The sequence below is a fragment of the Streptomyces sp. NPDC032091 genome (assembly GCF_055580265.1).
In genome coordinates this window covers 4,418-30,144 of record NZ_JBVILR010000014.1, presented here as the reverse complement: position 1 = coordinate 30,144, position 25,727 = coordinate 4,418, and the positions used below count along the sequence as shown (strand labels likewise).

Below are 25,727 nucleotides of genomic sequence, written 5' to 3'. Positions count from 1 at the left end.
CAAACCCTTCCCTGGAGCGCGTCTGATGGCCGTCAATCTGGTCAATGTCGAGGCAGTCAGCAAGGTGTACGGCACCCGTATCCTGCTCGACGGCATCTCCCTCGGCGTGTCCGAGGGAGACCGGATCGGCGTGGTCGGCCGCAACGGCGACGGCAAGACCACCCTCATCCGGATGCTCGCCAAGCTGGAGGAACCCGACAGCGGCCGGGTCACCCAGAGCGGCGGCACGCGGATGGGCGTCCTCACCCAGCACGACTCCCTCGACCCCGCGGCCACCATCCGCCACGAGATCATCGGCGACATGGCCGACCACGAATGGGCCGGCAACGCCAAGATCCGCGACGTGCTCACGGGCCTCTTCGGCGGCCTGGACCTGCCCGGCTTCGACCTGGGCCTGGACACCGTCATCGGCCCGCTCTCCGGCGGTGAGCGCCGGCGCATCGCCCTCGCCAAGCTGCTCATCGCCGAGCAGGACCTCCTCGTCCTCGACGAGCCCACCAACCACCTCGACGTCGAGGGCATCTCCTGGCTGGCCAAGCACCTCCAGGAGCGCCGCAGCGCCCTCGTCTGCGTCACCCACGACCGCTGGTTCCTCGACCAGGTCTGCACCCGCATGTGGGACGTCCAGCGCGGCTCCGTCTTCGAGTACGAGGGCGGCTACAGCGACTACGTCTTCGCCCGCGCCGAACGCGAGCGGATCGCCGCCACCGAGGAGGTCAAGCGGCAGAACCTGATGCGCAAGGAGCTGGCCTGGCTGCGCCGCGGCGCCCCCGCCCGGACCTCCAAGCCCCGCTACCGCATCGAGGCCGCCAACGAGCTGATCGCCGACGTGCCGGAGCCGCGCGACAAGTCGGAGCTGATGCGCTTCGCCAACGCCCGCCTCGGCAAGACCGTCTTCGACCTGGAGAACGTCACCGTCACGGCCGGCCCCAAGACCCTCCTCAAGCACCTCACCTGGCACCTGGGCCCCGGCGACCGCGTCGGCCTCGTCGGCGTCAACGGCGCGGGCAAGACCTCCCTGCTGCGGGCCTTGGCCGAGGCCGCCCGCACCCAGGGCGAGACCCAGCCCGCCTCCGGCGAGATCACCGTCGGCAAGACCGTCCGCCTGGCCTACCTCTCCCAGGAGGTCGGCGAGCTCGACCCGTCGCTGCGCGTCCTGGAGGCCGTCCAGCGCGTCCGCGACCGCGTCGACCTCGGCAAGGGCCGGGAGATGACGGCCGGCCAGCTGTGCGAGCAGTTCGGCTTCACCAAGGAGAAGCAGTGGACGCCCGTCGGCGACCTGTCCGGCGGTGAGCGGCGCCGGCTGCAGATCCTGCGGCTGCTGATGGACGAGCCCAACGTGCTGTTCCTCGACGAGCCCACCAACGACCTCGACATCGAGACCCTCACCCAGCTGGAGGACCTCCTCGACGGCTGGCCCGGCTCGATGATCGTGATCTCCCACGACCGGTTCTTCATCGAGCGCACCACCGACACCGTGATGGCCCTGCTCGGCGACGCCAGCCTGCGGATGCTGCCGCGCGGCCTGGACGAGTACCTGGAGCGCCGCCGGCGGATGATCGAGGCGGCCGCCCCGGCACCCGCCCCGGCCGCCGCGCCCAAGTCGACCTCCTCCGGCGACTCGCGCGCCGCGAAGAAGGAGCTCCAGAAGATCGAGCGCCAGCTCAACAAGATGTCCGACCGCGAGTCGAACCTGCACGCGCAGATCGCCGAGCACTCCACCGACTACGACAAGGTCGCCAAGCTCGACGCGGAGCTGCGCGAACTCATCTCCGAGCGCGACGAATTGGAGATGCGCTGGCTGGAACTGGCCGAAGAGGCCTGAGCCGAGGCCCTCGTACGGCCGCATAACAGGCGCGTCACGGGCCGGTCCGCCCTTGGGAACAGGGGTGCGACCGGCCCGTCGCGTACCGGCCACGAGTGATAGAAAGGGTCGGTTCTTTTCGATCTCCGGGGTACCCCCCGGCCCACCGACCGCCTGAAGCCGAAGGTATGCGCTGATGACCGAGCCGCCCCAGCCGCCGCCGAACCAGCCACCGCCCCCTTCCGGTTACGGCCACCTCCCCGGCCCGCCCCAGCAGGGCTACGGCTACCCGCCCCAGGGCGGCAACCCGTACGCCCAGCAGCCGCCGACCGTCCCCCAGCCCCTGGCCCAGCCCGGCGGGTACGGCTTCCCGCCGCCCGGCGCACCCGGCGCACCCGCCGGACCGCCGCCCGGCGGCCGCCGCAAGGGCGCGGTGATCGTCGCGGCGGCCGTCGCGGGCGTCCTCGTCCTCGGCGCCGGCGCCTGGTTCGCGTTCGGCAGCGGCGGCGACGGCCCCAAGCAGCCCGTCGCACAGGGCTCCACCCCCGCCGACTCCAAGCCCTCCGGCTCCCCGACCGTCGACAAGGGCGACGGCAGCGGCAACGGCAGCGCCGAGCAGACCGACCTCAACGCGGGCCGCCAGTCCGGCGAGGACAAGGTGCTCTGGCTCAAGACCGTCAAACTCCAGGGCCCCGGCATGGGCATCCCCACCAAGGGCCAGTGGGTGGTCGGCGACACCGTCGCCAAGACCCTCGGCACCTCCGTCGTCGGCTACTCCGTGACCGACGGCAAGGAGAAGTGGAAGGTCGACACCCGCGCGGAGATCTGCGGGCTGACCGGCCAGACCACCGCCGACGGCAGGACCGTCGTCGTCGTCAAGGACGGCACCGGCTCCAACGCCTCCTGCAACCAGCTGAAGCTGATCGACCTGAAGGCCGGCAAGGAGGGCTGGACGAAGGAGGTCGCCAAGGAGAGCATCTTCGACGGCGGCGGCAGCGCCGGCCTGAACCTCACCGGCGACACCGTCGTCGTCAACCGGCTCGGCGGCACCAGCGCCTACCGCATCGGCACGGGCGACAAACTCTTCTCCGGCAACGTCCCCGAGGGCTGCCAGCCCACCCAGTACGCCGCCGGCAACGGCAAGCTCCTCGGCATCGCCCTGTGCATGGACGACGACCACATCGTCGAGGTCCAGGACGCCGACCCGGTCACCGGGAAGAAGACCTGGGCCTACCGGCTCCCCAAGGGCTGGCAGGTCAACGGCGTCTACTCGGTCGCCCCGGCCGTCCTCGACATCGGCAACCGCGACACCAAGGAACGCGCCGTCATCGCGCTGACCCCGGACGGCAAGAAGCGCTCCACCATGGCCGCCGAGGGCTCCTTCACCGTCAACTGCGGCGGCAGCACCCTCGACGACCTCCAGGGCTGCGGCGACTCCGCCGTCGACGGCGACACCCTCTACCTCACGACCGACGCCAAGGGCGGCGGCAACAACGAGATCGTCGCCTTCGACCTCGCCACCGGAAAGCCCAAGTGGCGCCAGGCCGCGGGGGAGAAGCGGGGCCTGACCCCCCTGAAGGCCGCGGGCGGCCGACTGGTCGCCTACCACACCGGCACCCTCGACCAGCCCGGCGAGATCCTCTCGTACCCGGCCGCCGGCGGCGCGCCCACGACCCTGCTCCGCCTGCCCTCGGGCCCGGCCGCGAAGATCGAGGGCTCCTTCATGTTCTCCAGGAGGTCCTTCGAGGACGGCCGCTTCTTCCTGTCCGTGACCTCCCTCGCGGGCAACAGCACGGACGAGAAGCTCCTGATGGCATTCGGCAAGTGAACGAGTCCACCGAGCCGCCCACCGAGAGGCAGTAGCAGCAGATGAGCACCCCGCCGCCCCCCAGCCAGCCGCCCGCCGGCGGTTTCGGCGGCCCCCCGCCGCCGCCCGGCCCGCCCCCGGCCGGCCCGCAGGCCCCCGGCACCCCGCCGCAGCCCCAGCAGGCCCCGACCGAGCCCGCCAGGCCGGCCGTGCCCCCGCCCGGCGCCCAGCCCGGCTACGGCTACCCCCAGCAGCAGCCCGGCTACGGCTACCCGCAGCAGCCGAGCACCCTCCAGGCCCCGGCCCCCGCGCAGCCGTCCGCCCCCGCCCCGCGCGGCGGCGGCAACGACGTGCGCAACCAGCTGGTGATCGTCGCCGCGGCCGTCCTGGCCATGGCCCTCATCATCGGCGGCGGCTTCTGGTACACCTCCGACGACGGCGGCGGCGACACCCCGCCCCCCGCCGCCGCGAGCGGCTCGCCCGACCCCAAGGCCCCCGGCCAGGCCGGCAGCGAGAAGGCCCCGTCCAACACCAAGTCGAAGCCGCTGGTCAGCGCCACCACCCAGGTGCCCGGCTCCGACGTGATCGGCGTCGACGGCTCCTGGCTGACCGACACCACCTACGTCAAGTCCGACATCGGCAAGGTCGTCGGCTACAACCTCGTCGACGGCGGCAAGAAGTGGGAGCTCCCGCTCGGCGCCAACGTCTGCGCGGCCACCCGGCACATCAGCGACAACAAGACCGCCATCCTCTTCCAGGAGGGCCCGGCCACCGCCGAGAAGAAGTACCCCCAGTGCACCCAGGCCGGCGTCATCGACCTGAACACCGGGAAGATGGTGTGGACCGCCACCGCCAAGTCCGCCACCGGCGGCGACAAGCCCGTGGCGTTCACCGAGATCACCCTCAGCGGCCAGACCGTCGCCGCCGGCGGCCTCTACGGCGGCGCCGCCTGGAACCTCGCCGACGGCAAGCCCCTGTGGACCCCCAAGACCGACGCCCAGGGCTGCTACGACCTCGGCTACGCCGGCGGCGAGGCCCTCGCCGTCCTGCGCAAGTGCGGCGGCAGCGCCGACGAGACCCTCTACGCGCAGGCCCTCGACCCCGCCAGCGGTGCGCCCAAGTACTCGTACAAGCTGTCCGCGGGCATCGAATGGGCCGGCATCATCTCCACCAAGCCGCTCATCATCGCCGCCAACGTCGGCAACACCGCGAAGAACGCCACCAACGTCAGCGACCTCTTCGTCCTCGACGACGCCGGCCAGCTGAAGACCCGCATCGGCCTCTCCGCCGGCAGCTACGCGCCCAAGTGCCCGGCCACCGAGGTCGAGCAGTGCACCAACATGGTCGTCGGCAACGGCAAGGTCTACCTGCCGACGTACGAGCACCAGAACTCGTCCGCCAACGCCGTCGGCCGCACCAACGAGATCGTCTCCTTCGACCTGGAGACCGGCAAGGCGACGAGCGACCGCGCCGACGCGGGCGAGAAGTACGTCATGTACCCGCTGCGGATGGACGGGTCGAACATCATCGCCTACAAGGTGCCCCCGTACGACAACGGCGGGCAGGTCGTCAGCCTCGACGGCAAGACGATGAAGGAGACCGTCCTCATGCAGAACCCGGCCGGCAGCCGGAGCCTGGAGGCGGGCTTCTCCCCGGACCGCTCCGAGGTCCGCTACCACAACGGCCGCCTGTTCCTGGCCGAGAGCCTGGCCAGCAAGCCGTACTCCGACAAGGAGAAGGACTACCTGTTCGTCTCCTTCGCCGCGAACTGACACCCGTACGCGGACCCTCGCGAAAGCCCCCGGCCGGTGCCCACCGATCGGGGGCTTTCGCGCGGTAACCGCCGCGCCCCGTCGAACAAGCGTGTAGCTTGCCGGGTCAGAAGGATCTGGGGTGGGAGCCTTGATGGGCGTACGCGTCATGGTGGTCGACGAGCACCGTCTGCTGGCCGAGGCGCTCGCCTCGGCCCTGAAACTACGCGGGCACCGGGTGCTCGCGGCGGCCGCGCCCGCGGCCGGAGCCGCCGAACTGGTCATCAGCCGCGCCCCGGAGGTGTGCCTGCTCGGCACCGCCACCCCCGCGGAGCCCGGGGTCTTCGAACCCGTCATGCGCATCAAACGCGAGCGCCCGCAGATCGCCGTGGTGGTCCTCGGCCCGGTGCCGAGCCCGCGCGGGATCGCCGCGGCCTTCGCCGCCGGCGCCTCGGGCTACGTACGCCAGGACGAGCGCATCGAGGGCGTCGAGCGGGCCCTGGCCAAGGCACGGGCCGGGGAGGTCGCCATCTCCCCGCAGCTGCTGCAGAGCGCCTTCGCCGAGCTCCTCAACCCCGCCGCCCAGCCCGACGACGAGGGCACCCGGCTGCTGCGGCTGCTGACCCCGCGCGAGGTGGAGGTCCTGGTGCGGGTCGCCGAGGGCGAGGACACCCGGCTGATCGCCGCCGGCATGGACATCGCCCCGAGCACCGCCCGCACCCACGTCCAGCGGGTGCTGATGAAGCTGGGCGTAGGCTCACGGCTGGAGGCCGCCGCACTGGCCGCCCGTACCGGACTCCTCGACCGGGCCGCGCCGCCCGTACCGCGCCGGCCGCAGGAGCCCGTCGACGGGCCGCAGCCGGCCGCGGGCTGACCCGCACGGGCGGACGATTTCCCCGGAAGCGCGGAATCCGGTAAGCCAGACACCAGCACGCGCAGCCGCGTGCGTCCGCGAGAGGTAGGAGTACGAGTGAGCAAGTACCTGGTCACCGGTGGTGCCGGATACGTGGGCAGCGTCGTCGCCGCCCATCTGCTGGAGGCCGGACACGAGGTCACCGTCCTCGACGACCTCTCCACCGGCTTCGGGGAGGGCGTCCCCGCCGGCGCCACCCTCGTCAACGGCCGCATCCAGGACGCCGGCCGGTACCTGGACGCCTCCTACGACGCCGTCCTGCACTTCGCGGCCTCCTCCCAGGTCGGCGAGTCCGTCGTGAACCCCGGCAAGTACTGGGACAACAACGTCGGCGGCACCCTCGCCCTGCTCAACGCCATGCGCGAGGCCGGGGTGCGCACGCTCGTCTTCTCCTCCACCGCCGCCACCTACGGCGAGCCCGCCGAGGGCGCGCTGACCGAGACCTCGGTGACCTCCCCCACCAACCCGTACGGCGCCTCCAAGCTGGCCGTCGACCACATGATCGCGGGGGAGTGCGCGGCGCACGGCCTCGCGGCGGTCTCGCTGCGCTACTTCAACGTGGCCGGGGCCTACAAGGAGTTCGGCGAGCGCCACGACCCCGAGACCCACCTGATCCCCCTCGTCCTCCAGGTCGCGCTGGGGGAGCGCGAGTCCATCTCCGTGTTCGGCGAGGACTACCCGACTCCCGACGGCACCTGCGTGCGCGACTACATCCACGTCGCCGACCTCGCCGAGGCCCACCTCGCGGCGCTGCGCGTCGCGGCCGGGGGCGAGCACCTGATCTGCAACCTGGGCAACGGCAGCGGCTTCTCGGTGCGCGAGGTCATCGAGACGGTCCGCAAGGTCACCGGCCGGGACATCCCCGAGGTCGTCGCCCCGCGCCGGGCCGGCGACCCGGCGGTCCTGGTCGCCTCCGCGCGCACGGCACACGAGCGCCTCGGCTGGGTGCCGACCCGCTCGGACCTCACCGGCATCGTGACGGACGCCTGGAACTTCGCCCGCGAGCGCCGCGCCTGACGCGCCCCCCGCGCCCCCCGTGCGCCGGTCTCCCGGCGCCCCGCAGCGCCCCCCGCCCCCTCCGGTGCGGGGGGCGCACGCGTATCCGGCGGGCGCGGTGGACGGGCGCTCTGCGCGGGCGCTCGGCGTGCGTACGCCGGGTGAAATGGACCCCGTGCAACTGCCCGGGGCACGCGCCGGTCGGAAAATCACGCTCCCGGCCTTCCGGGCAGGCGAAATCAGGCCACGCGGAGGGCCGTTGCGGAGCCCGCGACCCGAAAATCGCTCGGAAAACTTCTGCTATTCGGCCAACCACGGAACGCCGCCCGCTCTACGCTGAAGCGTGACGCCGGTGGGGGCCGGTGTTGATTCAGGGGTCGAGACACGCCGGGTACGGCGTCCGGTCCCGGGTAGGTGTCACAGATGTCGCGGCGGCGGCCGCGGCGGCCTGGGAGCCACCCGGCCCGGGCGTCGTACCCGTAGTCGTCCGTTCCCCGACCCTTGGGGGTTTTGTGGTTCGTATCCGGGTCCTGGTGGTCGACGACCACCGCATCTTCGCCGAATCTCTCGCAGCCGCGCTCGCGGCCGAGCCGGACGTGGACGTGTCCGCGGCCGGCAGCGGTCCCGCGGCCCAGCGCTGTCTCGAACGGGCGGCCGCGGAAGGCCGGCGCTTCGACGTGCTGCTCGTCGACGCCGACCTCGGCGCAGCCGGGCCGCCCGGCGCGGCCGGCCCGCCCGGGCCGCCCGGTGCCGTCTCCGGCACGGGTACGGCCACGGGCGCGGCCCTGCCCGTACCCGGCCAGCGCGCGCACGGCATCCCGTCCGGCATCCCGTCCGCCCCGGCGGCGGACGGCATCGCGCTGGTCGCCGCGGTGCGTACCGCCCACCCGGGCCTGCGCACCGTGGTCCTCGCCGAGCGGGACGACCCGCGCCGGGCCGCCCTGGCCCTGCAGGCCGGGGCGTCGGGCTGGGTGGCGAAGGACTGCTCGCTGTCGCGGCTGCTCGCCGTGATCCGGGGGGTGCTGCGCGAGGAGACGCACCTCGCGCCCGCGCTGCTCACCGGGGTGCTGCGGGAGCTGACGGCCGCCCGCAAGCACCGCACCGACAGCGAACGGCTCGTGGGGTCCCTCACCCCGCGCGAGCACGAGGTGCTGCGCTGCATGGTGGCGGGACTGGGCCGCAAGGACGTGGCGGCGCGGCTGTTCCTGTCCCCGCACACCGTCCGCACCCACATGCAGAACGTGCTGGGCAAGCTCGGCGTGCACTCCACCCTGGCGGCCGTGGCGCTGGCCCGGCGGGCCGGCGTACGGCCGGCGGAGCTAGCCGGGGATGTTGTCGAACGGAGCGGTCAACTGGCGTAGCAGGCCCGCCAGGTCGACCCGCTGGGCCGCGGAGAGCTGGGCCAGGATCGCCCGTTCCTGGGCCAGCAGCCCGGCCAGGGACTGGTCGGCGCGGTCGCGCCCCTCGGGGGTCAGGCGTACCAGCACCCCGCGCCGGTCGCTGGGGTCCGGCAGCCGTTCGACCAGGCCCTTCTTGGCCAGCCGATCGATGCGGTTGGTCATGGTGCCGGAGGTGACGAGAGTCTGGGTCAGCAACTGCCCCGGGGAGAGCTGGTACGGGGCCCCGGCGCGCCGCAGCGAGGTCAGGACGTCGAACTCCCACGGTTCGAGACCGTGCTCGGAGAAGGCCAGCCTGCGGGCGCGGTCGAGGTGGCGCGCGAGCCGGCTCACGCGGCTGAGCACTTCGAGCGGTTCCACGTCGAGGTCAGGGCGCTCTCGCCGCCATGCCGCGACCAGTCGGTCGACCTCGTCCTCCATGCCGATCAGTGTACGGGGTCTGTCGACATGAAGTCTCTTCAACTCAAGAATCTTGATATCGAGATATACTCTGACGGAGCACGGGGCATGGAGGGGGCCGGAACAGCTTCCGCTTCCGACCGCCCCACCAGTAGGGAGGCTCGAACATGCATTCCGACACCGCGCCGGCCGTGCGCCCCCACGCCATGGACGGCTCCAACCCGTCCGCACCCGTCTGGGACCCCCACCAGTACCTCCGGCACGCCGGCCACCGAACCCGCCCCTTCCTCGACCTCCTGACGCGCATATCCGAGCTCCCCACCCGGCCCGCGCGCATCGCCGACCTGGGCTGCGGCCCCGGCAACGTCACCGCCCTCCTCGCCGACCGCTGGCCCGAGGCCCGCATCACCGGCTTCGACCTCTCCCCCGAGATGCTCCGCCTCGCCGACGCCGAGTACGCCGGCCCCACCCCCGGCGGCGGCCACCTCGACTTCCGCCACGGCGACATCGCCACCTGGATGCCCGAGGAGACGTACGACCTGATCGTCTCCAACGCCGCCCTCCAGTGGGTGCCCAGCCACCCCGGCTCCTTCGCCGCCTGGATCAACGGCCTGCGGCCCGGCGGCACCTTCGCCTTCCAGATCCCCGGCAACTTCACCGCCCCCAGCCACCGGCTCCTCGCCGAGCTCTGCGACACCCCGCGCTGGCGCGAGCGCCTCGGCGGACACGGCGCCCGCTACGTCCACCTCCTCGAACCCGCCGAGTACCTCGCCCGGTTCACCGAACTCGGCTGCGCCGTCGACGTCTGGGAGACCACCTACCACCAGATGCTCCAGGGCCCCGACCCCGTCCTCGACTGGGTCAAGGGGACCGCCCTGCGCCCCGTGCTCACCGCCCTCGGCGACGACCGCGACGCCGTCGAACGGTTCCTCGCCGAATACCGCGAAGCCCTGCGCCTGGCCTACCCCCACGGACCCCGGGGCACCGTCTTCCCCTTCCGCCGCATCTTCGCCATCGCCCGCAGGGAGGCCTGACCGTGCTGACCGCCGTCGACCACGTCCAACTCGCCGCACCCCCCGGATCGGAGGAACGGCTCCGCGCCTACTACCAAGGCGTCCTGGGCATGACCGAGATCTCCAAACCCCCCGTCCTCGCCGCGCGCGGGGGCTGCTGGTTCGCCGCGGGCGCGGTACAGCTGCACCTGGGAGTGGAAGAGGACTTCCGGCCCGCCCGCAAGGCCCACCCCGGACTGCGCGTGACCGGCATCGAGGAGTACGCCGGCAGACTCCGCGAACGGGGAGCGGACGTCGTCTGGGACGACAACCTCCCGGGCCACCGGCGCTTCTACTCCCACGACCCCGTCGGCAACCGGCTGGAATTCCTGGAACCCCTCACCGGCCACTGAACACCCCCGCCCCGGACGGCGGACCCCATACGACGGCGCCCCGTCACCGGAGAACCGGTGACGGGGCGCCGCCCGCCCGCGCGTGCGTCCGCGCGTCAGCTCTTGCGGTGGCCCACCAGCCGCGGCCGGGCCTCCAGGTTCTCCAGCCCGTGCCAGGCCAGGTTCACCAGGTGCGCCGCCACCTCCGCCTTCTTCGGCCGCCGCGTCTCCAGCCACCACTGCCCCGTCAGCGCCACCATCCCCACCAGCGCCTGCGCGTACAGCGGCGCCAGCTTCGGATCGAACCCCCGCGCCTTGAACTCCAGACCCAGGATGTCCTCCACCTGCGTGGCGATGTCACTGATCAGCGACGCGAACGTGCCCGTCGACTGCGCCACGGGAGAGTCCCGCACCAGGATCCGGAAACCGTCCGTGTAGTTCTCGATGTAGTCCAGCAGGGCGAACGCCGCCTGCTCCAGCAGCTCCCGCGGATGCCCGGCCGTCAGCGCACCCGTCACCCCGTCCAGCAACTGGCGCATCTCACGGTCCACGACGACCGCGTACAGCCCCTCCTTGCCACCGAAGTGCTCGTACACCACCGGCTTCGACACCCCGGCCTTCGCCGCGATCTCCTCCACCGACGTGCCCTCGAACCCCTTCTCGGCGAACAGGGCGCGGCCGATGTCCAGCAGTTGCTGGCGCCGCTCGGCGCCCGTCATCCGGACCCGGCGGCCTCGCCTGGGCTTGTCGCTGCTGGTAGTGCTGCCGTCGATCGCCACGTCCCCCATCATGCCGCGTTCGAGGTCGTGGCCCTGCGCCGGGCGTCGATCCTCGCCCCCGACGGCCACCGCACGTCCGAGGCCCAGCCCGCCAGCTCGAACCAGCGGATCAGCCGCGCACTCGAATCCACCTGCCCCCGCAGCACCCCGTGCCGCGCCGACGTCGGATCCGCGTGGTGCAGGTTGTGCCAGGACTCCCCGCACGACAGCACCGCCAGCCACCACACGTTCCCACTGCGGTCCCGCGACCGGAACGGCCGCTTGCCCACCGCGTGACAGATCGAGTTGATCGACCACGTCACATGGTGCAACAGCGCCACCCGCACCAGCGAACCCCAGAAGAACGCCGTGAACGCCCCCCACCACGACATCGTCACCAGACCCCCCACCAGCGGCGGGATCGCCAGCGACAGCACCGTCCAGTAGACGAAGTCACGGCTGATCCGCCGGATCGCCGGATCCTTGATCAGATCCGGCGCGTACTTCTGCTGGTCCGTCTGCTCCTCGTCGAACAGCCAGCCGATGTGCGCCCACCACAGGCCCTTCATCAGCGCCGGCACCGTCTCCCCGAACCGCCACGGCGAATGCGGGTCACCCTCGTGATCGGAGAACTTGTGGTGCTTGCGGTGGTCCGCCACCCAGCGCACCAGCGGCCCCTCCACCGCCAGGGACCCCATCACCGCCAACGCGATCCGCAGCGGCCGCTTCGCCTTGAAGGAACCGTGCGTGAAATAGCGGTGGAACCCGATGGTGATCCCATGGCACGCCAGGAAGTACATGAACACCATCAGGCCCAGATCCAGCCAGCTCACCCCCCAGCCCCAGGCCAGCGGCACCACCGCCAGCAGCGCCAGGAACGGCACGGTGATGAACAGCAGCAGCGCCACCTGCTCCACGGAGCGCTTCTGCTCACCGCCGCGCGTCGCGGACGGTGCCGGTGTACCGGAAGACGCCGAAGCGCCCTCCATCAGATCGGGACTGACAGTCATCAGGGATCCCCTGGGGGGTGAGAAGCCGGCAGGTGCCCCGGTCACGACCCACGACCTACGGACCCGTAACCTACGGCAACGTAAGTATGGCAAAACCCTCGCGCCCGGCAAGAGGAGCACGCCAGCACCACACCCCCGACCCGCCCCACCACCCCCCGCACCACGCCGCCCCGCCAGCACACGGGCACGCTCTGCCAGGGCACAGGGACACGCCGCCTATCCTGGTGTCGTCGGACAGCGCGGTCCGCACGGGCAGCCCGGGCTGCGCACCCACGAGCGGCACCGCCGCACGCGCACCCCCGGGGAGCCCACAGCCCAGTAGCGCTCGAACACTGCAAGGAGCCGCACCTGTGAGCAGTGCTGACCAGGCCCCCCAGGCCCCCGTCACCCAGCCCGCCGCCCCGTCCGACCGCAAGGACGCCGCACAGACGGCCAACGCGGAACTGCGCGCGGACATCCGCCGCCTCGGCGACCTCCTCGGCGAGACCCTCGTCCGCCAGGAAGGCCAGGACCTCCTCGACCTCGTCGAACGCGTCCGCGCACTCACCCGCACCGACGGCGAGGCCGCCGCAGCCCTGCTCGGCGACACCGACCTGGAGACCGCCGCCAAGCTCGTACGCGCCTTCTCCACCTACTTCCACCTCGCCAACATCACCGAGCAGGTCCACCGCGGCAAGGAACTGCGCGCCCACCGCGCCGCCGAAGGCGGCCTCCTCGCGCGCACCGCCGACATGCTCAAGGACGCCGACCCCGACCACCTGCGCGAGACGGTCAAGAACCTCAACGTCCGCCCCGTCTTCACCGCACACCCCACCGAGGCCGCCCGCCGCAGCGTCCTCAACAAGCTCCGCCGCATCGCCGCCCTCCTCGAAGAGCCCGTCACCGGAGCCGGCGACCGCCGCCGCCACGACCTGCGCCTCGCCGAGAACATCGACCTCGTCTGGCAGACCGACGAACTGCGCGTCGTCCGCCCCGAACCCACCGACGAGGCCCGCAACGCCATCTACTACCTCGACGAACTCCACGCCAACGCCGTCGGCGACGTCCTGGAGGACCTCGCCGCCGAACTCCAGCGCGTCGGCGTCGAACTCCCCGCCGGCACCCGCCCCCTCACCTTCGGCACCTGGATCGGCGGCGACCGCGACGGCAACCCCAACGTCACCCCCGACGTCACCCGCGACGTCCTGATCCTCCAGCACGAACACGGCATCACCGACGCCCTCGAACTCATCGACTACCTGCGCGGACTGCTCTCCAACTCCATCCGCTACACCGGCGCCACCGAAGAACTCCTCACCTCCCTCCAGGCCGACCTCGAACGCCTCCCCGAGATCAGCCCCCGCTACAAGCGCCTCAACGCCGAAGAGCCCTACCGCCTCAAGGCCACCTGCATCCGCCAGAAGCTCCTCAACACCCGCGAACGCCTCGCCAAGGGCACCCCCCACGAGGAAGGCCGCGACTACCTCGGCACCGCCGAGCTCCTCACCGACCTCACCCTCATCCAGACCTCCCTGCGCGAACACCGCGGCGCCCTCTTCGCCGACGGCCGCATGGACCGCACCATCCGCACCATCGCCGCCTTCGGCCTCCAGCTCGCCACCATGGACGTCCGCGAACACGCCGACGCCCACCACCACGCCCTCGGCCAGCTCTTCGACCGCCTCGGCGAGGAATCCTGGCGCTACGCCGACATGCCCCGCGACTACCGGCAGAAGCTCCTCGCCAAGGAACTCCGCTCCCGCCGCCCCCTCGCACCCACCCCCGCACCCCTCGACCCCGCCGGCCAGAAGACCCTCGGCGTCTTCTCCGCCATCAAGGACGCCTTCGAGAAGTTCGGCCCCGAAGTCATCGAGTCCTACATCATCTCGATGTGCCAGGGCGCCGACGACGTCTTCGCCGCCGCCGTCCTCGCCCGCGAAGCCGGCCTCCTCGACCTCCACGCCGGCTGGGCCAAGATCGGCATCGTCCCCCTCCTGGAGACCACCGACGAGCTCCGCGCCGCCGACGTCATCCTCGACGAGATGCTCGCCGACCCCTCCTACCGCCGCCTCGTCTCCCTGCGCGGCGACGTCCAGGAGGTCATGCTCGGCTACTCCGACTCCAGCAAGTTCGGCGGCATCACCACCAGCCAGTGGGAGATCCACCGCGCCCAGCGCCGCCTGCGCGACGTCGCCCACCGCCACGGCGTACGCCTGCGCCTCTTCCACGGCCGCGGCGGCACCGTCGGCCGCGGCGGCGGCCCCTCCCACGACGCCATCCTCGCCCAGCCCTGGGGCACCCTCGAAGGCGAGATCAAGGTCACCGAACAGGGCGAGGTCATCTCCGACAAGTACCTCGTCCCCTCCCTGGCCCGCGAGAACCTGGAACTGACCGTCGCGGCCACCCTCCAGGCCTCCGCCCTGCACACCGCGCCCCGCCAGTCCCCCGACGCCCTCACCCGCTGGGACGCGGCCATGGACATCGTCTCCGACGCCGCCCACTCCGCCTACCGCGAGCTCGTCGAAGACCCCGACCTGCCCGCCTACTTCTTCGCCGCCACCCCCGTCGACCAGCTCGCCGACCTCCACCTCGGCTCCCGGCCCTCCCGCCGCCCCGACTCCGGCGCCGGCCTCGACGGCCTCCGCGCCATCCCCTGGGTCTTCGGCTGGACCCAGTCCCGCCAGATCGTCCCCGGCTGGTACGGCGTCGGCTCCGGCCTCAAGGCCCTGCGCGAATCCGGCCAGGACGACGCCCTCGGCGAGATGGGCCAGAAGTGGCACTTCTTCCGCAACTTCCTCTCCAACGTCGAGATGACCCTCGCCAAGACCGACCTGCGCATCGCCCGCCACTACGTCGACACCCTCGTCCCCGACCGCCTCAAGCACGTCTTCGCCCGCATCGAAGCCGAACACGAACTCACCGTCCGCGAGGTCCTGCGCATCACCGGCGGCGAGAAGCTCCTCGACTCCCAGCCCGTCCTCCAGCAGACCTTCGCCGTCCGCGACGCCTACCTGGACCCCATCTCCTACCTCCAGGTCTCCCTCCTCGCCCGCCAGCGCGCCGCCGCCTCCCGCGGCGAAACCCCCGACCCGCTCCTGGCCCGAGCCCTCCTCCTCACCGTCAACGGCGTCGCCGCCGGCCTGCGCAACACCGGCTGACACCCACCCGGACACGACGGAGCCCCCCGCACCATCCGGCGCGGGGGGCTCCCGTACATCCAGCCGCCCTACGAGTTGTACGCGGACTGCGCCCGCTCCAGACCCTCCTGGACCAGACACTCCACCGCGTCCGCCGACCGGTCCACGAACCAGTCCAGCTCCTTGCGCTCCGCCGACGAGAAGTCCTTCAGCACGAAATCCGCCACCTGCATCCGCCCCGGCGGCCGGCCGATCCCGCACCGCACCCGGTGGTACTCCGCACCCATCGCCTTCGTCATCGACTTCAGCCCGTTGTGGCCGTTGTCCCCGCCACCCAGCTTCAGCCGCAGCGTCGCGTAGTCGATGTCCAGCTCGTCATGGACCGCGACGATCCGCTCCACCGGCACCTTGTAGAAATCGCGCAGCGCCGTCACCGGACCACCCGACAGGTTCATGAACGACATCGGCTTCGCGATCACCACACGGCGGTTCGCCGGCCCCGGAGCACCGATCCGGCCCTCCAGCACCTGCGCCCGCGCCTTGTGCGCCTTGAACTTGCCGCCGATCCGCTCGGCCAGCAGATCGGCCACCATGAAGCCGATGTTGTGACGGTTGCCGGCGTACTCCGCTCCCGGGTTACCGAGACCGACGATCAGCCACGGCGCCGTATCGTCCGACATCAAAAGCTCCTCCATCCCGTGAACGACAACGACCGCCGTCCCGCTCCAGTGGAGCCGGACGGCGGTCGGTCAGCAACTGCTGAGGGGGAAGGGCGAGGCTCAGGCCTCGGCACCCTCGGCCGCCTCGGCGGCCGGCTCCTCGGCCTGCGGGGCGACGACCTGCAGCACGGCGGTCTCACCGTCGACGGCCAGCGTGGTGCCGGCCGGCAGGACCAGGTCCGAGGCGTGCACGGTGGCACCGGCCTCCAGGCCCGCGATCGAGACGGTGATCTCGGTCGGGATGTGGGTGGCCTCGGCCTCGACGGAAACGGTGGCGAGGAGGGTCTCCAGCAGGTTGCCACCGGGGGCCAGGTCGCCCTCGGTCACGACCGGAACCTCGACCGTGACCTTCTCGCCCTTCTGGACGATCAGGAAGTCGACGTGCAGGATGTTGCGCTTCAGCGGGTGACGCTGCACGGCCTTCGGGATGACCAGCTCGGTGCCGGCGCCCGCGATGTCCAGGGAGAGCAGCACGTTCGGGGTCTTCAGAGCCATCATCAGCGCGTGGGACTCGACGCCGACGTGCTTCGGGGCGGTGCCGTGACCGTAGATGACACCCGGGGTCAGGGCGTCACGACGGGACTGGCGGGCAGAGCCCTTGCCGAAGGTGTCGCGGGGCTGCGCGGAAAGCTTGATCTCGGACATGCTCACTCCTCGTGGGGTGACGAAACGGACAGAAGTCACCCGGCCGAAACGGCCTGCTACGAAGAGCGCGTCGATAACGGAGCATCCGTACCGGAAAACAGGTACGGCCTCCCTCGCCGAGCAACTCATCGAGTGTACCCGGCGGGGAGGCCGCGCCCAAAAGGATCTAGCGCAGGGCCCTCAGGCCTACTGCTGCTCCTCGAACAGGCTCGTCACCGAACCGTCCTCGAACACCTCGCGCACCGCACGGGCGATCATCGGCGCGATCGACAGGACCGTGATCTTGTCGAGCTCCAGGTCCGACGGATCGGGCAGCGTGTTCGTGAAGACGAACTCACTGACCTTCGAGTTCTTCAGACGGTCGGCAGCCGGACCCGACAGGATGCCGTGCGTCGCCGTCACGATGACGTCCTCCGCACCGTGCGCGAACAGCGCGTCGGCCGCCGCGCAGATCGTGCCACCCGTGTCGATCATGTCGTCGACCAGCACGCAGACGCGGCCCTTGACCTCGCCGACGACCTCGTGGACCGTCACCTGGTTGGCGACGTCCTTGTCACGGCGCTTGTGCACGATCGCCAGCGGCGCGTCCAGACGGTCACACCAGCGGTCCGCCACCCGCACACGGCCGGCGTCCGGGGACACCACCGTCAGCTTGGTACGGTCCACCTTCGCGCCCACGTAGTCCGCGAGGACGTTCAGGGCCGACAGGTGGTCCACCGGACCGTCGAAGAAGCCCTGGATCTGGTCCGTGTGCAGGTCGACCGTCAGGATCCGGTCCGCACCCGCCGTCTTCAGCAGGTCCGCCACCAGACGCGCCGAGATCGGCTCACGACCCTTGTGCTTCTTGTCCTGACGGGCGTAGCCGTACGACGGCACGATCACCGTGATGGAACGAGCCGACGCGCGCTTCAGCGCGTCGATCATGATCAGCTGCTCCATGATCCACTTGTTGATCGGAGCCGTGTGGCTCTGGATCAGGAAGCAGTCCGCGCCACGCGCCGACTCCTGGAAGCGGACGTAGATCTCGCCGTTCGCGAAGTCGAAAGCCTTGGTCGGCACCAGGGTGACCCCCAGCTGGTGCGCGACCTCCTCGGCCAGCTCGGGGTGGGCGCGGCCGGAGAAGAGCATCAGCTTCTTCTCGCCGGTCGTCTTGATCCCGGTCACAGCACTGTCTCCTCAGACGTGTGAAAAGCTGCTCGCCCCCGTGTACGTCCGTCCCGCACACGGTGAGCCAGCCGAATTGCGTGCACCTATCACGGTACGCCGTCCCGGGCGTACTCGTTTCCGGTCAGTTCACCTCAGTGGTGGCCGGAGTCCTTGTCGGACGAGGACTGCGCCGCCGTCGCGGCAGCGCTGCCGGGCCGCTTGCGGGCCACCCAACCCTCGATATTCCGCTGCTGGCCGCGGGCCACGGCCAGCGCACCCGCCGGAACGTCCTTCGTGATCACCGATCCGGCAGCCGTGTAGGCGCCGTCCCCGATGGTGACCGGAGCCACAAACATGTTGTCCGAACCCGTCTTGCAATGTGAGCCGACGGTGGTGTGGTGCTTGTGCTCGCCGTCGTAGTTCACGAAGACGCTCGCCGCGCCGATGTTCGTGTACTCGCCGATCGTCGCGTCACCGACGTAGGAGAGGTGCGGAACCTTCGTCCCCTCGCCGATCGTCGCGTTCTTCATCTCGACGTACGTACCGGCCTTCGCCTTCGCGCCCAGATCCGTCCCCGGACGCAGGTACGCGAACGGGCCGACGGTGGCCTGGTCGCCGACGACCGCCCCGTCCGCCACCGTGTTGTCCACCCGGGCCCCCGCGCCCACGCGGGTGTCCTTCAGCCGGGAGTTCGGGCCGACCTCGGCCCCCTCGCCGATGTGCGTCGCGCCCAGCAGCTGGGTGCCGGGGTGGACCAGCGCGTCCTGCCCGAAGGTGACGGTCACGTCCACGAACACGCTGCCCGGGTCCACGACGGTCACGCCCGCGAGCATGGCCTGCTCCAACAGGCGCGCGTTCAGCAGCGCACGGGCCTCGGCGAGCTGGACGCGGTTGTTGATCCCGAGGATCTGCCGGTGGTCGCTGCCGACCGCCGCGCCGACGCGGTGACCCGCCTCGCGCAGGATCCCGAGCACGTCGGTGAGGTACTCCTCGCCCTGGCTGTTGTCGGTGCGGACCTTGCCGAGCGCGTCGGCGAGGAGGGCGCCGTCGAAGGCGAAGACCCCGGAGTTGATCTCGCGGATCGCCCGCTGGGCGTCGGTGGCGTCCTTGTGCTCGACGATGGCCGTCACGGCGCCGGTCTGCGGGTCGCGGACGATGCGGCCGTAACCGGTGGAGTCGGGGACCTCGGCGGTGAGGACGGTGACGGCGTTGCCGTCGGCCTCGTGGGTGGCCGCGAGGGCGCGCAGGGTCTCGCCGGTGAGCAGCGGGGTGTCGCCGCAGACGACGATGACGGTGCCGGTGAGCTGGCCGCCGAGCTCTTCGAGGGCCATCCGGACGGCGTGCCCGGTGCCGTTCTGCTCGTACTGGACGGCGGTGCGGACGCCGGCGTCGATGCCGGCGAGGTGCGCGGTCACCTGCTCGCGGGCGTGGCCCACGACGACCACGAGGTGGGTCGGGTCGAGCTCGCGGGAGGCGGCGACCACGTGACCGACGAGCGAGCGCCCGCAGATCTCGTGCAGAACCTTGGGCGTCGCGGACTTCATGCGGGTGCCCTCACCCGCTGCGAGTACGACGACGGCTGCCGGGCGGGTTGCGCTCACGGGTGTGCCCTTCGGCTTCGGGGGTGGACCCGTGAAGGATAGCGGGGGGTCACAGGTCGGAAACGAAGCCGGGTCCCGACCGTGAGGTCAGGACCCGAACCTGCATTGCTCCCCTGCCAGGACTCGAACCCGGACATAGGACTCCAAAGGTCCCAGTGCTGCCGATTACACCACAGGGGATGGCTAATCAGTCCAAACCGGACATTCGATCTTTCCGGTTCTGCTTGGACGCACCTACTATGCCGCACCAGGCGCCCTCAATGCGACGGTAGATGTCGGCGCTTTGGCTGACGTAGAGGGCCAGGCAGCCTCGATAGTTCTCGCCCACGTTCTTGCGGGTGGTGCGGGGGTTGTGCTTCTTGAGGGTCGCCCTGGCGAACTGCGTTGGCTCTGCTCCGACGAACGTGGCCCAGAAATCCTCGGCTGCCTTGACGTCGGCCGATTCATGGATCATCACGCGATAGCGAATCCGCTCCCTATCGACGCCGATGAGGTCCAGCCAGGCGAGAAACACCTCGATGACTCCTGGGTCGCTGTTGACGAACTGGACCTTCTCGCGGCGGTCGTACGACTTGTCCTTGGCTCCCTCTGCCCAATACAGAGTCACGCCCGCGACGAACAGTTCTCTGTCGCTCAGCTGGCCGACCTCGCTTCGTGCAGCTTCTTTGGTGCGAATCCGCCGTTCGTTGCGGACGGTGGTTTCGTGCTCCCAGCGTCGGCGTGAGGCGAGTCGGGCCTGCTCTGCCGGTGAGCGCCGCTCCGGCTTCGGCAGGTCGCGGACCCACAGGGAGATCGAGCTCTTCGAGCAGCCCAGTTCGACCTGGATCTGGTCGTACGTCATGCCCTGGAGGCGGAGCTCGCGGGCCCGGTCGCGGAGGTCGTCCTTCGCGTTGGGGCGCTTCGTCCACTCGGGGGCCGGCTCGCCCTCCAGCAGGCGGTTGAGGATGTCGTTGTTGTCGACCTGTAGGCGGTCGCGGATCTGGCGGCGGCTGAGGCCTTCGCGGCGGAGGGTGACGGCCTGGGCGCGGAGGCCCTCGAAGTCGGCGTATTTGCTCATGTCGCCACTGTCGTCCGGAATGTGGGATTCAGGTCTCGGATCGCGGGCGATTCACGCGGACGTGCGATTACCCCGCGTTCGCCGGAATTCCGTTCGCGCCCGTGCCAGGCGCGCTGCGTACGCTGGGCGGTATGACCAGTACGGGGGATGAGACGGACGGGGTGGGGCGGGACGGGCCCTGGTGGTGGGAGCGGCGGCGGGGGGCCGTGCTCGATGCGGGGCTGGGGGTGGTGTCCGCCGTCGAGTGCGCCCTGGAGGGGGTTCCTTTCGCGCACGAGGCCGGGCTGCCGGTGGCGCTGGGGGTGGTGTTCGGGGTCGTCGTGGGGGCCGTGCTGGTGCTGCGGCGGCGGTGGCCGATCGCCGTGGTGCTGGTCGGGATCGCCGTGACGCCGGCGGCGATGGGGTTCCTGCTCGGGGTGGTGGGGCTGTACACGCTGGCCGCCTGTGAGGTGCCGCGGCGGATCACGGCCACGCTGGCCTCGATGTCGTTGGCGGGGACGTTCGTCGTGACGTATCTGCGGACGCGGGGGGACGTGGACGGGGAGGGCGCGCTGGTTTTCGTGCTGTCCGCGTTCATGGCGGTGGCGCTGACCGTGCCGCCGGTGCTGCTCGGGCTGTACGTGGGGGCGCGGCGGCGGCTGATGGAGAGCCTGCAGGAGCGGGCGGACTCGCTGGAGCGGGAGCTGTCGCTGCTGGCCGACCGGGCGGAGGAGCGGGCGGAGTGGGCGCGTCAGGAGGAGCGGACGCGGATCGCGCGGGAGATGCACGACGTGGTGGCGCACCGGGTGTCGTTGATGGTGGTGCATGCGGCGGCGTTGCAGGCGGTGGCGGGGAAGGACCCGGAGAAGGCGGTGCGGAACGCGGCGCTGGTGGGGGACATGGGGCGGCAGGCGTTGACGGAGCTGCGGGAGATGTTGGGGGTGTTGCGGGCGTCGGAGAAGCCGGTGCGGGCGGTGGCTCCGGTGGCTTCGGTGGCGGCCGGGGTGGCTGGGGTGGCTCCGGTGGTGGAGGAGGGGCCTTCGCTGGCGGAGCTGGAGGTGCTGGTGGGGCAGTCGCGGGCGGCGGGGATGAGTGTGGAGGTGGTGGTGCAGGGGGAGCGGTGTGCGTATCCGGCGGAGGTGGAGCAGACGGCGTTCCGGGTGGTGCAGGAGGCGTTGACGAACTGCCACAAGCACGCGCCGGGTGCGCGGGTGGTCGTCCGGCTGGCGCATCGGGAGGGGGAGGTGGCGATGCAGGTGGAGAACGGGCCGTGTGAGGGGGAGGCGCGGGGTGCGGATCTGCCCAGTGGGGGGAACGGCCTCGTCGGGATGCGGGAGCGGGTGCTGGGGCTGGGCGGGGTGTTCGTGTCGGGTCCGACGGAGGGGGGCGGGTTCAGGGTGTCGGCGGTGTTGCCGTTCCGGTAGTCCCGCCCCCGGGCGGGTGGTCAGGCGGTGGTGAGGCGGGCGGGCTGGAGGCCGGTGAGGAGGAGGGTGAGGGCCTCGTCGAGGGTGGTGCCGAGGTACCAGTCGCCGGTGTGGTCGACGAGGTAGGTGCGGCCTTCGCGGTCGATGGCGAGGTGGGCGCCGCCGGCGGTGTCGGAGCCGAGGGGGCAGAGCTGGGTGGAGAGGGCGCGGCCGAGGTCGGCGAAGGTGCGGGCGAGGTGGAGGCCGGTGAGGGGGTCGAGGCGGACCGGGGTGGGGGCTATCTGGCGGCCGGGGCCGGGGGCGGTGATGGTGAGGCCGCCGAATTCGGCCCAGGCTTCGACGGCGGCCGGGAAGACGGTGTGGCGGTGGCCGGCGGGGGTGGTGTGGTCGCGCAGGGCGTCGGCCCAGTATTCGGCCTGTTTGATGTCCCAGCGGCCGGGTTCCCAGCCGGCGGTGCGCAGGGCGGCGTCGACGCCGACGGGGAAGCGGTTGGCTGAGGAGCGGCCGTAGGAGGCGGCGACGGTGGGGCCGGCGGCGGGGTTCCGGGGTGCCGGTGTGGCCGAGGCGGCTGCGGAGGCTGAGGAGGCGGTCATGGTGGCTACTCGGGCTGGGTGAGGTCGACGGGGCGTACGCCGAAGTGGTTGAGGAGGGCGTCGCAGGAGCGGCAGGGGGGTGCGTAGCTGCCGTGGAGGGGGTCGCCGTCCTCGCGGATGCGGCGTGCGGTGATCTTGGAGTGTTTCAGGGCGCGGCGGGCTTCGCTCGCGGTGAGGGGTTTGCGGGAGGCGCGTCTGCTGCGGGCGCCTTCGACGGTGGTGAGGTGGCGGGAGAGGAGTATCGCTTCGGGGCAGCGGCCGGTGAAGCGTTCCCGCTGGCCGCTGGTGAGGGTGTCGAGGAAGTCCTGGACGAGCGGGTGGAGCACGGGTGGCCGGTCGCCCTTGCCGGCGGTGCCGGTGAGGGTTTCGCCGCGTACGGAGAGGGCGGCGGCGACGGTGGGGAGGATGCCGTCGCGGCGGAAGCGGAGCACGGGTGGGGTGTGGGGGCCGGTCGCGGTGCTCCAGCGCAGGCGGGGGTCGCCTGCGGGGCCGGCGGGGCCGGCTTCGGTGCTCTGCCCACGGTCGGCGCCGGGTGCCGCGTGGTGCATGCCCGCATTGTGCGTGGTCGCTGTCTGCATGGTGCCTTTCCCTCCCGTGGCGGCGGTGGTGGCCGCTGTCGCGCACGCCCCCGTGCTGCGGGGACAGCCTGTCAAATGTCCGCTGTCACGTGGAAGCGGGGTCGAATATTCGTATCAATTCGGATGTTCCCGCCCCGCGCGCCCCCGTGGGGATCGGGGGCGGGTGAGGGTCTTGCCCGAGCACATAGGCTGTGGTGAACCAGCCAGATCCAGCAGGGGGCCACCACCATGACGACAGGTCGGCTCGGGCAGCAGGCCGTGCCACCCAACGCCGCGTACTCGGGGCAGGTCGTGCATTTCCCGGACCCGGTCCGGGCCGCTCGGCATCCCCACGGTGTGCGGATGGACGGGGACGGTCACCCCGACTTCTCGCGGTACGCGCGTGCGGCCGTGGAGATCGCCGAGCCCCCGGAGGGTTTCGGCGCGGACGAGCTGCGGCTGACGGACTGCGTGTCCGCGAACGCGGCGATGCGGGCGGCGGGGCATCCGCTGTGGGACACGGTCGGGCCGGTGGCGACGCCGCACGGCTGGACCTGGCACCACGTGGCGGGTTCGCGGCGGATGGAGCTGGTCCCGGTCGAGGTGAAGGCGCTGCTGCGGCATCACGCGGGTCTGGCGACGGCTCCGGTGGACCACGAGAAGCGTGGCGGGCGGCCGCTCCAGGAGGTGCGGCCGGTGCACCTGGGGCTGCCGAAGTCCCTGGTGTCGGTGTCGGAGGCGCAGGTCCAGGGCGTCGAGGAGGACCTCGGGTACCGGCTTCCGGAGGCGTACCGCTCGTTCCTGAAGGCGGCGGGCGGGTGCGCGCCGGTGGGCGCGGGGCTGTTCGTGGAGCTGGGGATGCTGGTGGACCAGCCGTTCTTCACGGTGCGTGAGGAGGCGGCGGTCAACGACCTCGTCTACATCAACAAGTGTCTGCGGGACCACCTGACGAAGGACTACCTGTGCGTGGCCTTCGTGCAGGGCGGGCTGCTCGCGGTGAAGGTGCGGGGGGACCGGGTCGGTTCCGTCTGGTTCTCCCCGTACGACGACGCGCGCGACCGGGACGGCTGGTCGGTGCAGGAGCGTGTGGAGCGGCTGTTGCTGCCGTGCGGTGCCGATTTCGATGCCTTCCTGGAGCGGTTGGCGGGGAACCCGCCGGAGCTGGAGACGGTGGCCGGTCTGATGGTGGACGGCGGATTCGCGCGGTCGGTTGCAGTGTCGGGGTCGGTTCCGGTGTCTGACGCCGGCATGGGTGAGGGGTGAGCGCGTCGTGGTGACGTTCGCGCAGGCGCAGGAGCGCGCCGAAGAGTGGATCAACGGGGACGTGCCCGGGTACCAGCACCGTGAGGTGCGGGTCCGGGAGTTCGGGCTGGGCTTCGTGGTGTGGGCGGAGGACCGGGCCGGGGCTCCGGTGTCGGGTGGCGGCCGGCAGCGGCTGGTCATCGCGCGGGACAGCGGTGAGGTGACGCTGTGGCCGGGGTTGCCGGTGGGTGAGGTGATCCGGCGGTACGAGGAGGAGTACGGGGCGGCTGCCGCGGCGGCTTCGGAGGCTTCGGTTCCGCCGCCGCGGATCGACTCGGAGCAGACGTCGTTCATGCTGAGCCCGCCGGAGTGGCTGCAGGAGGCGGCCGATCGGGCGGGGATTCCGCCGGTGGTGGGGGCGGGGGCCGGGGGGTCCGGTCCTGTGTCCGGTTCCGGTTCGGGTGCTGCGTCCGGCTCCGGTTCGGGTTCGGGTCCTGCCTCGGGTCCTGCCTCGGGTTCCGCTTCCGGGGGTGCTCCCGTCGGTGGTTCCCTCGGTGGTTCCGCTGGTGGGCCCGTTTCCGGCGCGGTTCCGGCCGGGTCCACGCCGTGGGCCGGGACGGATGTGAACCCGGGGGCCGACGACGGCTCCGTACCGCTGCCCGCGACGGTGTTCGCGCCGCCGCTGTCGGGCTCCGACTTCGACGACGCCCCGGCTTCCTCCGGGGCCGGCGCGGAGGCCAAGACCCAGCTGATGTCGGGTGGCAGCCAGCTGCCGAAGACCGCGATCGCTCCGGCGCTGGCCCTCCAGGCGGAGGCCTCGGGGGCGGGTGCCGCCGGGGTGCCGGGTGGGGTTCCGGGCGGGGCGCCGCAGGGCGCCGGTCCGGTGCCGCCCGTGCCCCCGGGCCCGGGAGGGCCGGTCGGGGGGTCCGCGGGCGGTGCGCCGGGGATGCCCGGGGCGTCTGGGGGCCCTGGTGCTCCCGTGCCGCCTGCGCCCGTGGGGGCGCCTTCGGGGCCGGGTGCGCCCGGCGGTGCGGCCTACGCCGCGACGATGCTGGCCGCCCCCGGGACCGTTCCGCCGCCGCCCGCGCCGCCCGGTGGGCCGACGCCGCCTTCCGCGCCTCCGGGGCCGCCCGGGGTTCCGGGGGCTCCCGGTTCCGGTTCCGGTTCGCTCGGGGGTGGGCTGGACCACGCGGCGACGATGCTGGCGGGTCCGGCGGTCGTGCAGCCGCCGCAGCCGCCCGGGCCGCCCGGTGTGCCTGGTGCGCCGGTGGGTCCGCCCGCGCCGCCCGGGGCTCCTGGTTCCGGTTCGCTCGGGGGTGGGCTGGACCATGCCGCGACGATGCTGGCGGGTCCGGCGGTCGTGCAGCCGCCGCAGCCGCCCGGGCCGCCCGGTGTGCCTGGTGCGCCGGTGGGTCCGCCCGCGCCGCCC

The 25,727-nt window shown here is 71.8% G+C and carries 21 protein-coding genes, 1 tRNA gene and 1 pseudogene; 12 read left to right on the top strand and 11 right to left on the bottom strand.

Annotated features, from left to right (window positions below; all coding sequences use genetic code 11):
- Nucleotides 1-25 precede the first annotated feature (25 nt).
- From ACZ5NJ_RS22360 to ACZ5NJ_RS22335, 6 genes are all read left to right on the top strand, one after another.
- Nucleotides 26-1,825 (top strand): ABC-F family ATP-binding cassette domain-containing protein, encoded by a 1,800-nt coding sequence (locus ACZ5NJ_RS22360; protein WP_468766855.1) that lies wholly within the window; start codon nucleotides 26-28, stop codon nucleotides 1,823-1,825.
- Between the two features lie 175 nt (nucleotides 1,826-2,000).
- Nucleotides 2,001-3,632 (top strand): outer membrane protein assembly factor BamB family protein, encoded by a 1,632-nt coding sequence (locus ACZ5NJ_RS22355; RefSeq protein ID WP_468766853.1) that lies wholly within the window; start codon nucleotides 2,001-2,003, stop codon nucleotides 3,630-3,632.
- A 41-nt stretch (nucleotides 3,633-3,673) separates the two neighbouring features.
- A complete protein-coding gene (locus ACZ5NJ_RS22350; protein WP_468766852.1) occupies nucleotides 3,674-5,383 on the top strand; it encodes an outer membrane protein assembly factor BamB family protein in 1,710 nt (569 codons plus the stop codon).
- A 133-nt stretch (nucleotides 5,384-5,516) separates the two neighbouring features.
- Nucleotides 5,517-6,236: a response regulator transcription factor gene (locus ACZ5NJ_RS22345; protein WP_468767064.1), complete on the top strand. Its 720-nt coding sequence runs from the start codon at nucleotides 5,517-5,519 to the stop codon at nucleotides 6,234-6,236.
- Nucleotides 6,237-6,332: 96 nt separating this feature from the next.
- Complete coding sequence (gene galE / locus ACZ5NJ_RS22340; RefSeq protein WP_468766851.1) at nucleotides 6,333-7,292, top strand: UDP-glucose 4-epimerase GalE; 960 nt, start codon at nucleotides 6,333-6,335, stop codon at nucleotides 7,290-7,292.
- Nucleotides 7,293-7,783: 491 nt separating this feature from the next.
- Nucleotides 7,784-8,632: a LuxR C-terminal-related transcriptional regulator gene (locus tag ACZ5NJ_RS22335; protein ID WP_468766850.1), complete on the top strand. Its 849-nt coding sequence runs from the start codon at nucleotides 7,784-7,786 to the stop codon at nucleotides 8,630-8,632.
- On the opposite strand, the gene ACZ5NJ_RS22330 is transcribed toward ACZ5NJ_RS22335, so the two are convergent.
- A complete protein-coding gene (locus ACZ5NJ_RS22330; RefSeq protein WP_366450841.1) occupies nucleotides 8,591-9,088 on the bottom strand; it encodes a MarR family winged helix-turn-helix transcriptional regulator in 498 nt (165 codons plus the stop codon). The two genes, ACZ5NJ_RS22335 and ACZ5NJ_RS22330, sit on opposite strands and share 42 nt — an antisense overlap.
- Before the next feature lie 146 nt (nucleotides 9,089-9,234).
- Between ACZ5NJ_RS22330 and ACZ5NJ_RS22325 the strand changes: the two genes are divergently transcribed.
- Together ACZ5NJ_RS22325 and ACZ5NJ_RS22320 are read left to right on the top strand one after the other, a co-directional pair.
- A complete protein-coding gene (locus tag ACZ5NJ_RS22325; protein WP_468766849.1) occupies nucleotides 9,235-10,101 on the top strand; it encodes a trans-aconitate 2-methyltransferase in 867 nt (288 codons plus the stop codon).
- A 2-nt stretch (nucleotides 10,102-10,103) separates the two neighbouring features.
- On the top strand, nucleotides 10,104-10,472 hold the full coding sequence (locus ACZ5NJ_RS22320; RefSeq protein WP_468766848.1) for a VOC family protein: 369 nt from the start codon (nucleotides 10,104-10,106) through the stop codon (nucleotides 10,470-10,472).
- A gap of 95 nt (nucleotides 10,473-10,567) precedes the next feature.
- Here the strand turns inward: ACZ5NJ_RS22320 and ACZ5NJ_RS22315 are convergent, their stop codons facing one another.
- Nucleotides 10,568-11,242, bottom strand: a complete 675-nt coding sequence (locus ACZ5NJ_RS22315; protein ID WP_468766847.1) for a TetR family transcriptional regulator — start codon at nucleotides 11,240-11,242, stop codon at nucleotides 10,568-10,570.
- On the bottom strand, nucleotides 11,239-12,219 hold the full coding sequence (locus tag ACZ5NJ_RS22310; protein WP_468767063.1) for an acyl-CoA desaturase: 981 nt from the start codon (nucleotides 12,217-12,219) through the stop codon (nucleotides 11,239-11,241). Before ACZ5NJ_RS22310 ends, ACZ5NJ_RS22315 begins: the two co-directional genes overlap by 4 nt.
- 443 nt (nucleotides 12,220-12,662) lie before the next feature.
- Here ACZ5NJ_RS22310 and ppc point away from each other — a divergent pair, with 443 nt between their 5' ends.
- Nucleotides 12,663-15,356, top strand: a complete 2,694-nt coding sequence (gene ppc / locus ACZ5NJ_RS22305; protein WP_468767062.1) for a phosphoenolpyruvate carboxylase — start codon at nucleotides 12,663-12,665, stop codon at nucleotides 15,354-15,356.
- A 68-nt stretch (nucleotides 15,357-15,424) separates the two neighbouring features.
- On the opposite strand, the gene pth is transcribed toward ppc, so the two are convergent.
- From pth to ACZ5NJ_RS22275, 6 genes are all read right to left on the bottom strand, one after another.
- Complete coding sequence (pth, locus tag ACZ5NJ_RS22300) at nucleotides 15,425-16,015, bottom strand: aminoacyl-tRNA hydrolase (RefSeq protein ID WP_468766846.1); 591 nt, start codon at nucleotides 16,013-16,015, stop codon at nucleotides 15,425-15,427.
- Between the two features lie 99 nt (nucleotides 16,016-16,114).
- Complete coding sequence (locus ACZ5NJ_RS22295) at nucleotides 16,115-16,699, bottom strand: 50S ribosomal protein L25/general stress protein Ctc (protein WP_468766845.1); 585 nt, start codon at nucleotides 16,697-16,699, stop codon at nucleotides 16,115-16,117.
- Between the two features lie 186 nt (nucleotides 16,700-16,885).
- A complete protein-coding gene (locus ACZ5NJ_RS22290; RefSeq protein ID WP_468766844.1) occupies nucleotides 16,886-17,863 on the bottom strand; it encodes a ribose-phosphate diphosphokinase in 978 nt (325 codons plus the stop codon).
- 134 nt (nucleotides 17,864-17,997) lie between these two features.
- A complete protein-coding gene (gene glmU / locus ACZ5NJ_RS22285) occupies nucleotides 17,998-19,446 on the bottom strand; it encodes a bifunctional UDP-N-acetylglucosamine diphosphorylase/glucosamine-1-phosphate N-acetyltransferase GlmU (protein ID WP_468766843.1) in 1,449 nt (482 codons plus the stop codon).
- 108 nt (nucleotides 19,447-19,554) lie between these two features.
- Nucleotides 19,555-19,626 (bottom strand) — tRNA-Gln (locus ACZ5NJ_RS22280).
- A gap of 7 nt (nucleotides 19,627-19,633) precedes the next feature.
- Complete coding sequence (locus ACZ5NJ_RS22275; RefSeq protein ID WP_468766842.1) at nucleotides 19,634-20,503, bottom strand: hypothetical protein; 870 nt, start codon at nucleotides 20,501-20,503, stop codon at nucleotides 19,634-19,636.
- A gap of 131 nt (nucleotides 20,504-20,634) precedes the next feature.
- On the opposite strand from ACZ5NJ_RS22275, the gene ACZ5NJ_RS22270 reads away from it, so the two are divergent.
- Entirely contained in the window at nucleotides 20,635-21,906 is a 1,272-nt protein-coding gene (locus ACZ5NJ_RS22270) for a sensor histidine kinase (protein WP_468766841.1), read from the top strand.
- 20 nt (nucleotides 21,907-21,926) lie between these two features.
- Here the strand turns inward: ACZ5NJ_RS22270 and ACZ5NJ_RS22265 are convergent, their stop codons facing one another.
- Nucleotides 21,927-22,499, bottom strand: coding sequence for an SUKH-3 domain-containing protein (locus tag ACZ5NJ_RS22265; protein ID WP_468766840.1), 573 nt, complete (start codon nucleotides 22,497-22,499; stop codon nucleotides 21,927-21,929).
- A gap of 5 nt (nucleotides 22,500-22,504) precedes the next feature.
- A complete protein-coding gene (locus ACZ5NJ_RS22260) occupies nucleotides 22,505-23,047 on the bottom strand; it encodes a YwqJ-related putative deaminase (RefSeq protein ID WP_468767058.1) in 543 nt (180 codons plus the stop codon).
- A gap of 258 nt (nucleotides 23,048-23,305) precedes the next feature.
- Here ACZ5NJ_RS22260 and ACZ5NJ_RS22255 point away from each other — a divergent pair, with 258 nt between their 5' ends.
- Nucleotides 23,306-24,319: an SMI1/KNR4 family protein gene (locus ACZ5NJ_RS22255; protein ID WP_468766839.1), complete on the top strand. Its 1,014-nt coding sequence runs from the start codon at nucleotides 23,306-23,308 to the stop codon at nucleotides 24,317-24,319.
- A gap of 7 nt (nucleotides 24,320-24,326) precedes the next feature.
- Nucleotides 24,327-25,727: pseudogene (locus tag ACZ5NJ_RS22250) on the top strand (SUKH-4 family immunity protein); the annotation flags it as partial.

Bases quoted from the DNA above. Each gene is read 5' to 3' on its own strand.
- ACZ5NJ_RS22270 (WP_468766841.1), top strand. From the start codon at position 20,635: ATGACCAGTACGGGGGATGAGACGGACGGGGTGGGGCGGGACGGGCCC.
- ACZ5NJ_RS22255 (WP_468766839.1), top strand. From the start codon at position 23,306: ATGACGACAGGTCGGCTCGGGCAGCAGGCCGTGCCACCCAACGCCGCG.
- ACZ5NJ_RS22330 (WP_366450841.1), bottom strand. From the start codon at position 9,088: ATGGAGGACGAGGTCGACCGACTGGTCGCGGCATGGCGGCGAGAGCGC.
- ACZ5NJ_RS22350 (WP_468766852.1), top strand. From the start codon at position 3,674: ATGAGCACCCCGCCGCCCCCCAGCCAGCCGCCCGCCGGCGGTTTCGGC.
- ACZ5NJ_RS22345 (WP_468767064.1), top strand. From the start codon at position 5,517: ATGGGCGTACGCGTCATGGTGGTCGACGAGCACCGTCTGCTGGCCGAG.
- ACZ5NJ_RS22265 (WP_468766840.1), bottom strand. From the start codon at position 22,499: ATGACCGCCTCCTCAGCCTCCGCAGCCGCCTCGGCCACACCGGCACCC.
- pth (WP_468766846.1), bottom strand. From the start codon at position 16,015: ATGTCGGACGATACGGCGCCGTGGCTGATCGTCGGTCTCGGTAACCCG.
- ACZ5NJ_RS22360 (WP_468766855.1), top strand. From the start codon at position 26: ATGGCCGTCAATCTGGTCAATGTCGAGGCAGTCAGCAAGGTGTACGGC.
- ACZ5NJ_RS22275 (WP_468766842.1), bottom strand. From the start codon at position 20,503: ATGAGCAAATACGCCGACTTCGAGGGCCTCCGCGCCCAGGCCGTCACC.
- ACZ5NJ_RS22260 (WP_468767058.1), bottom strand. From the start codon at position 23,047: ATGCACCACGCGGCACCCGGCGCCGACCGTGGGCAGAGCACCGAAGCC.
- ACZ5NJ_RS22315 (WP_468766847.1), bottom strand. From the start codon at position 11,242: ATGATGGGGGACGTGGCGATCGACGGCAGCACTACCAGCAGCGACAAG.
- ACZ5NJ_RS22310 (WP_468767063.1), bottom strand. From the start codon at position 12,219: ATGACTGTCAGTCCCGATCTGATGGAGGGCGCTTCGGCGTCTTCCGGT.
- ACZ5NJ_RS22325 (WP_468766849.1), top strand. From the start codon at position 9,235: ATGCATTCCGACACCGCGCCGGCCGTGCGCCCCCACGCCATGGACGGC.
- ACZ5NJ_RS22355 (WP_468766853.1), top strand. From the start codon at position 2,001: ATGACCGAGCCGCCCCAGCCGCCGCCGAACCAGCCACCGCCCCCTTCC.
- ACZ5NJ_RS22295 (WP_468766845.1), bottom strand. From the start codon at position 16,699: ATGTCCGAGATCAAGCTTTCCGCGCAGCCCCGCGACACCTTCGGCAAG.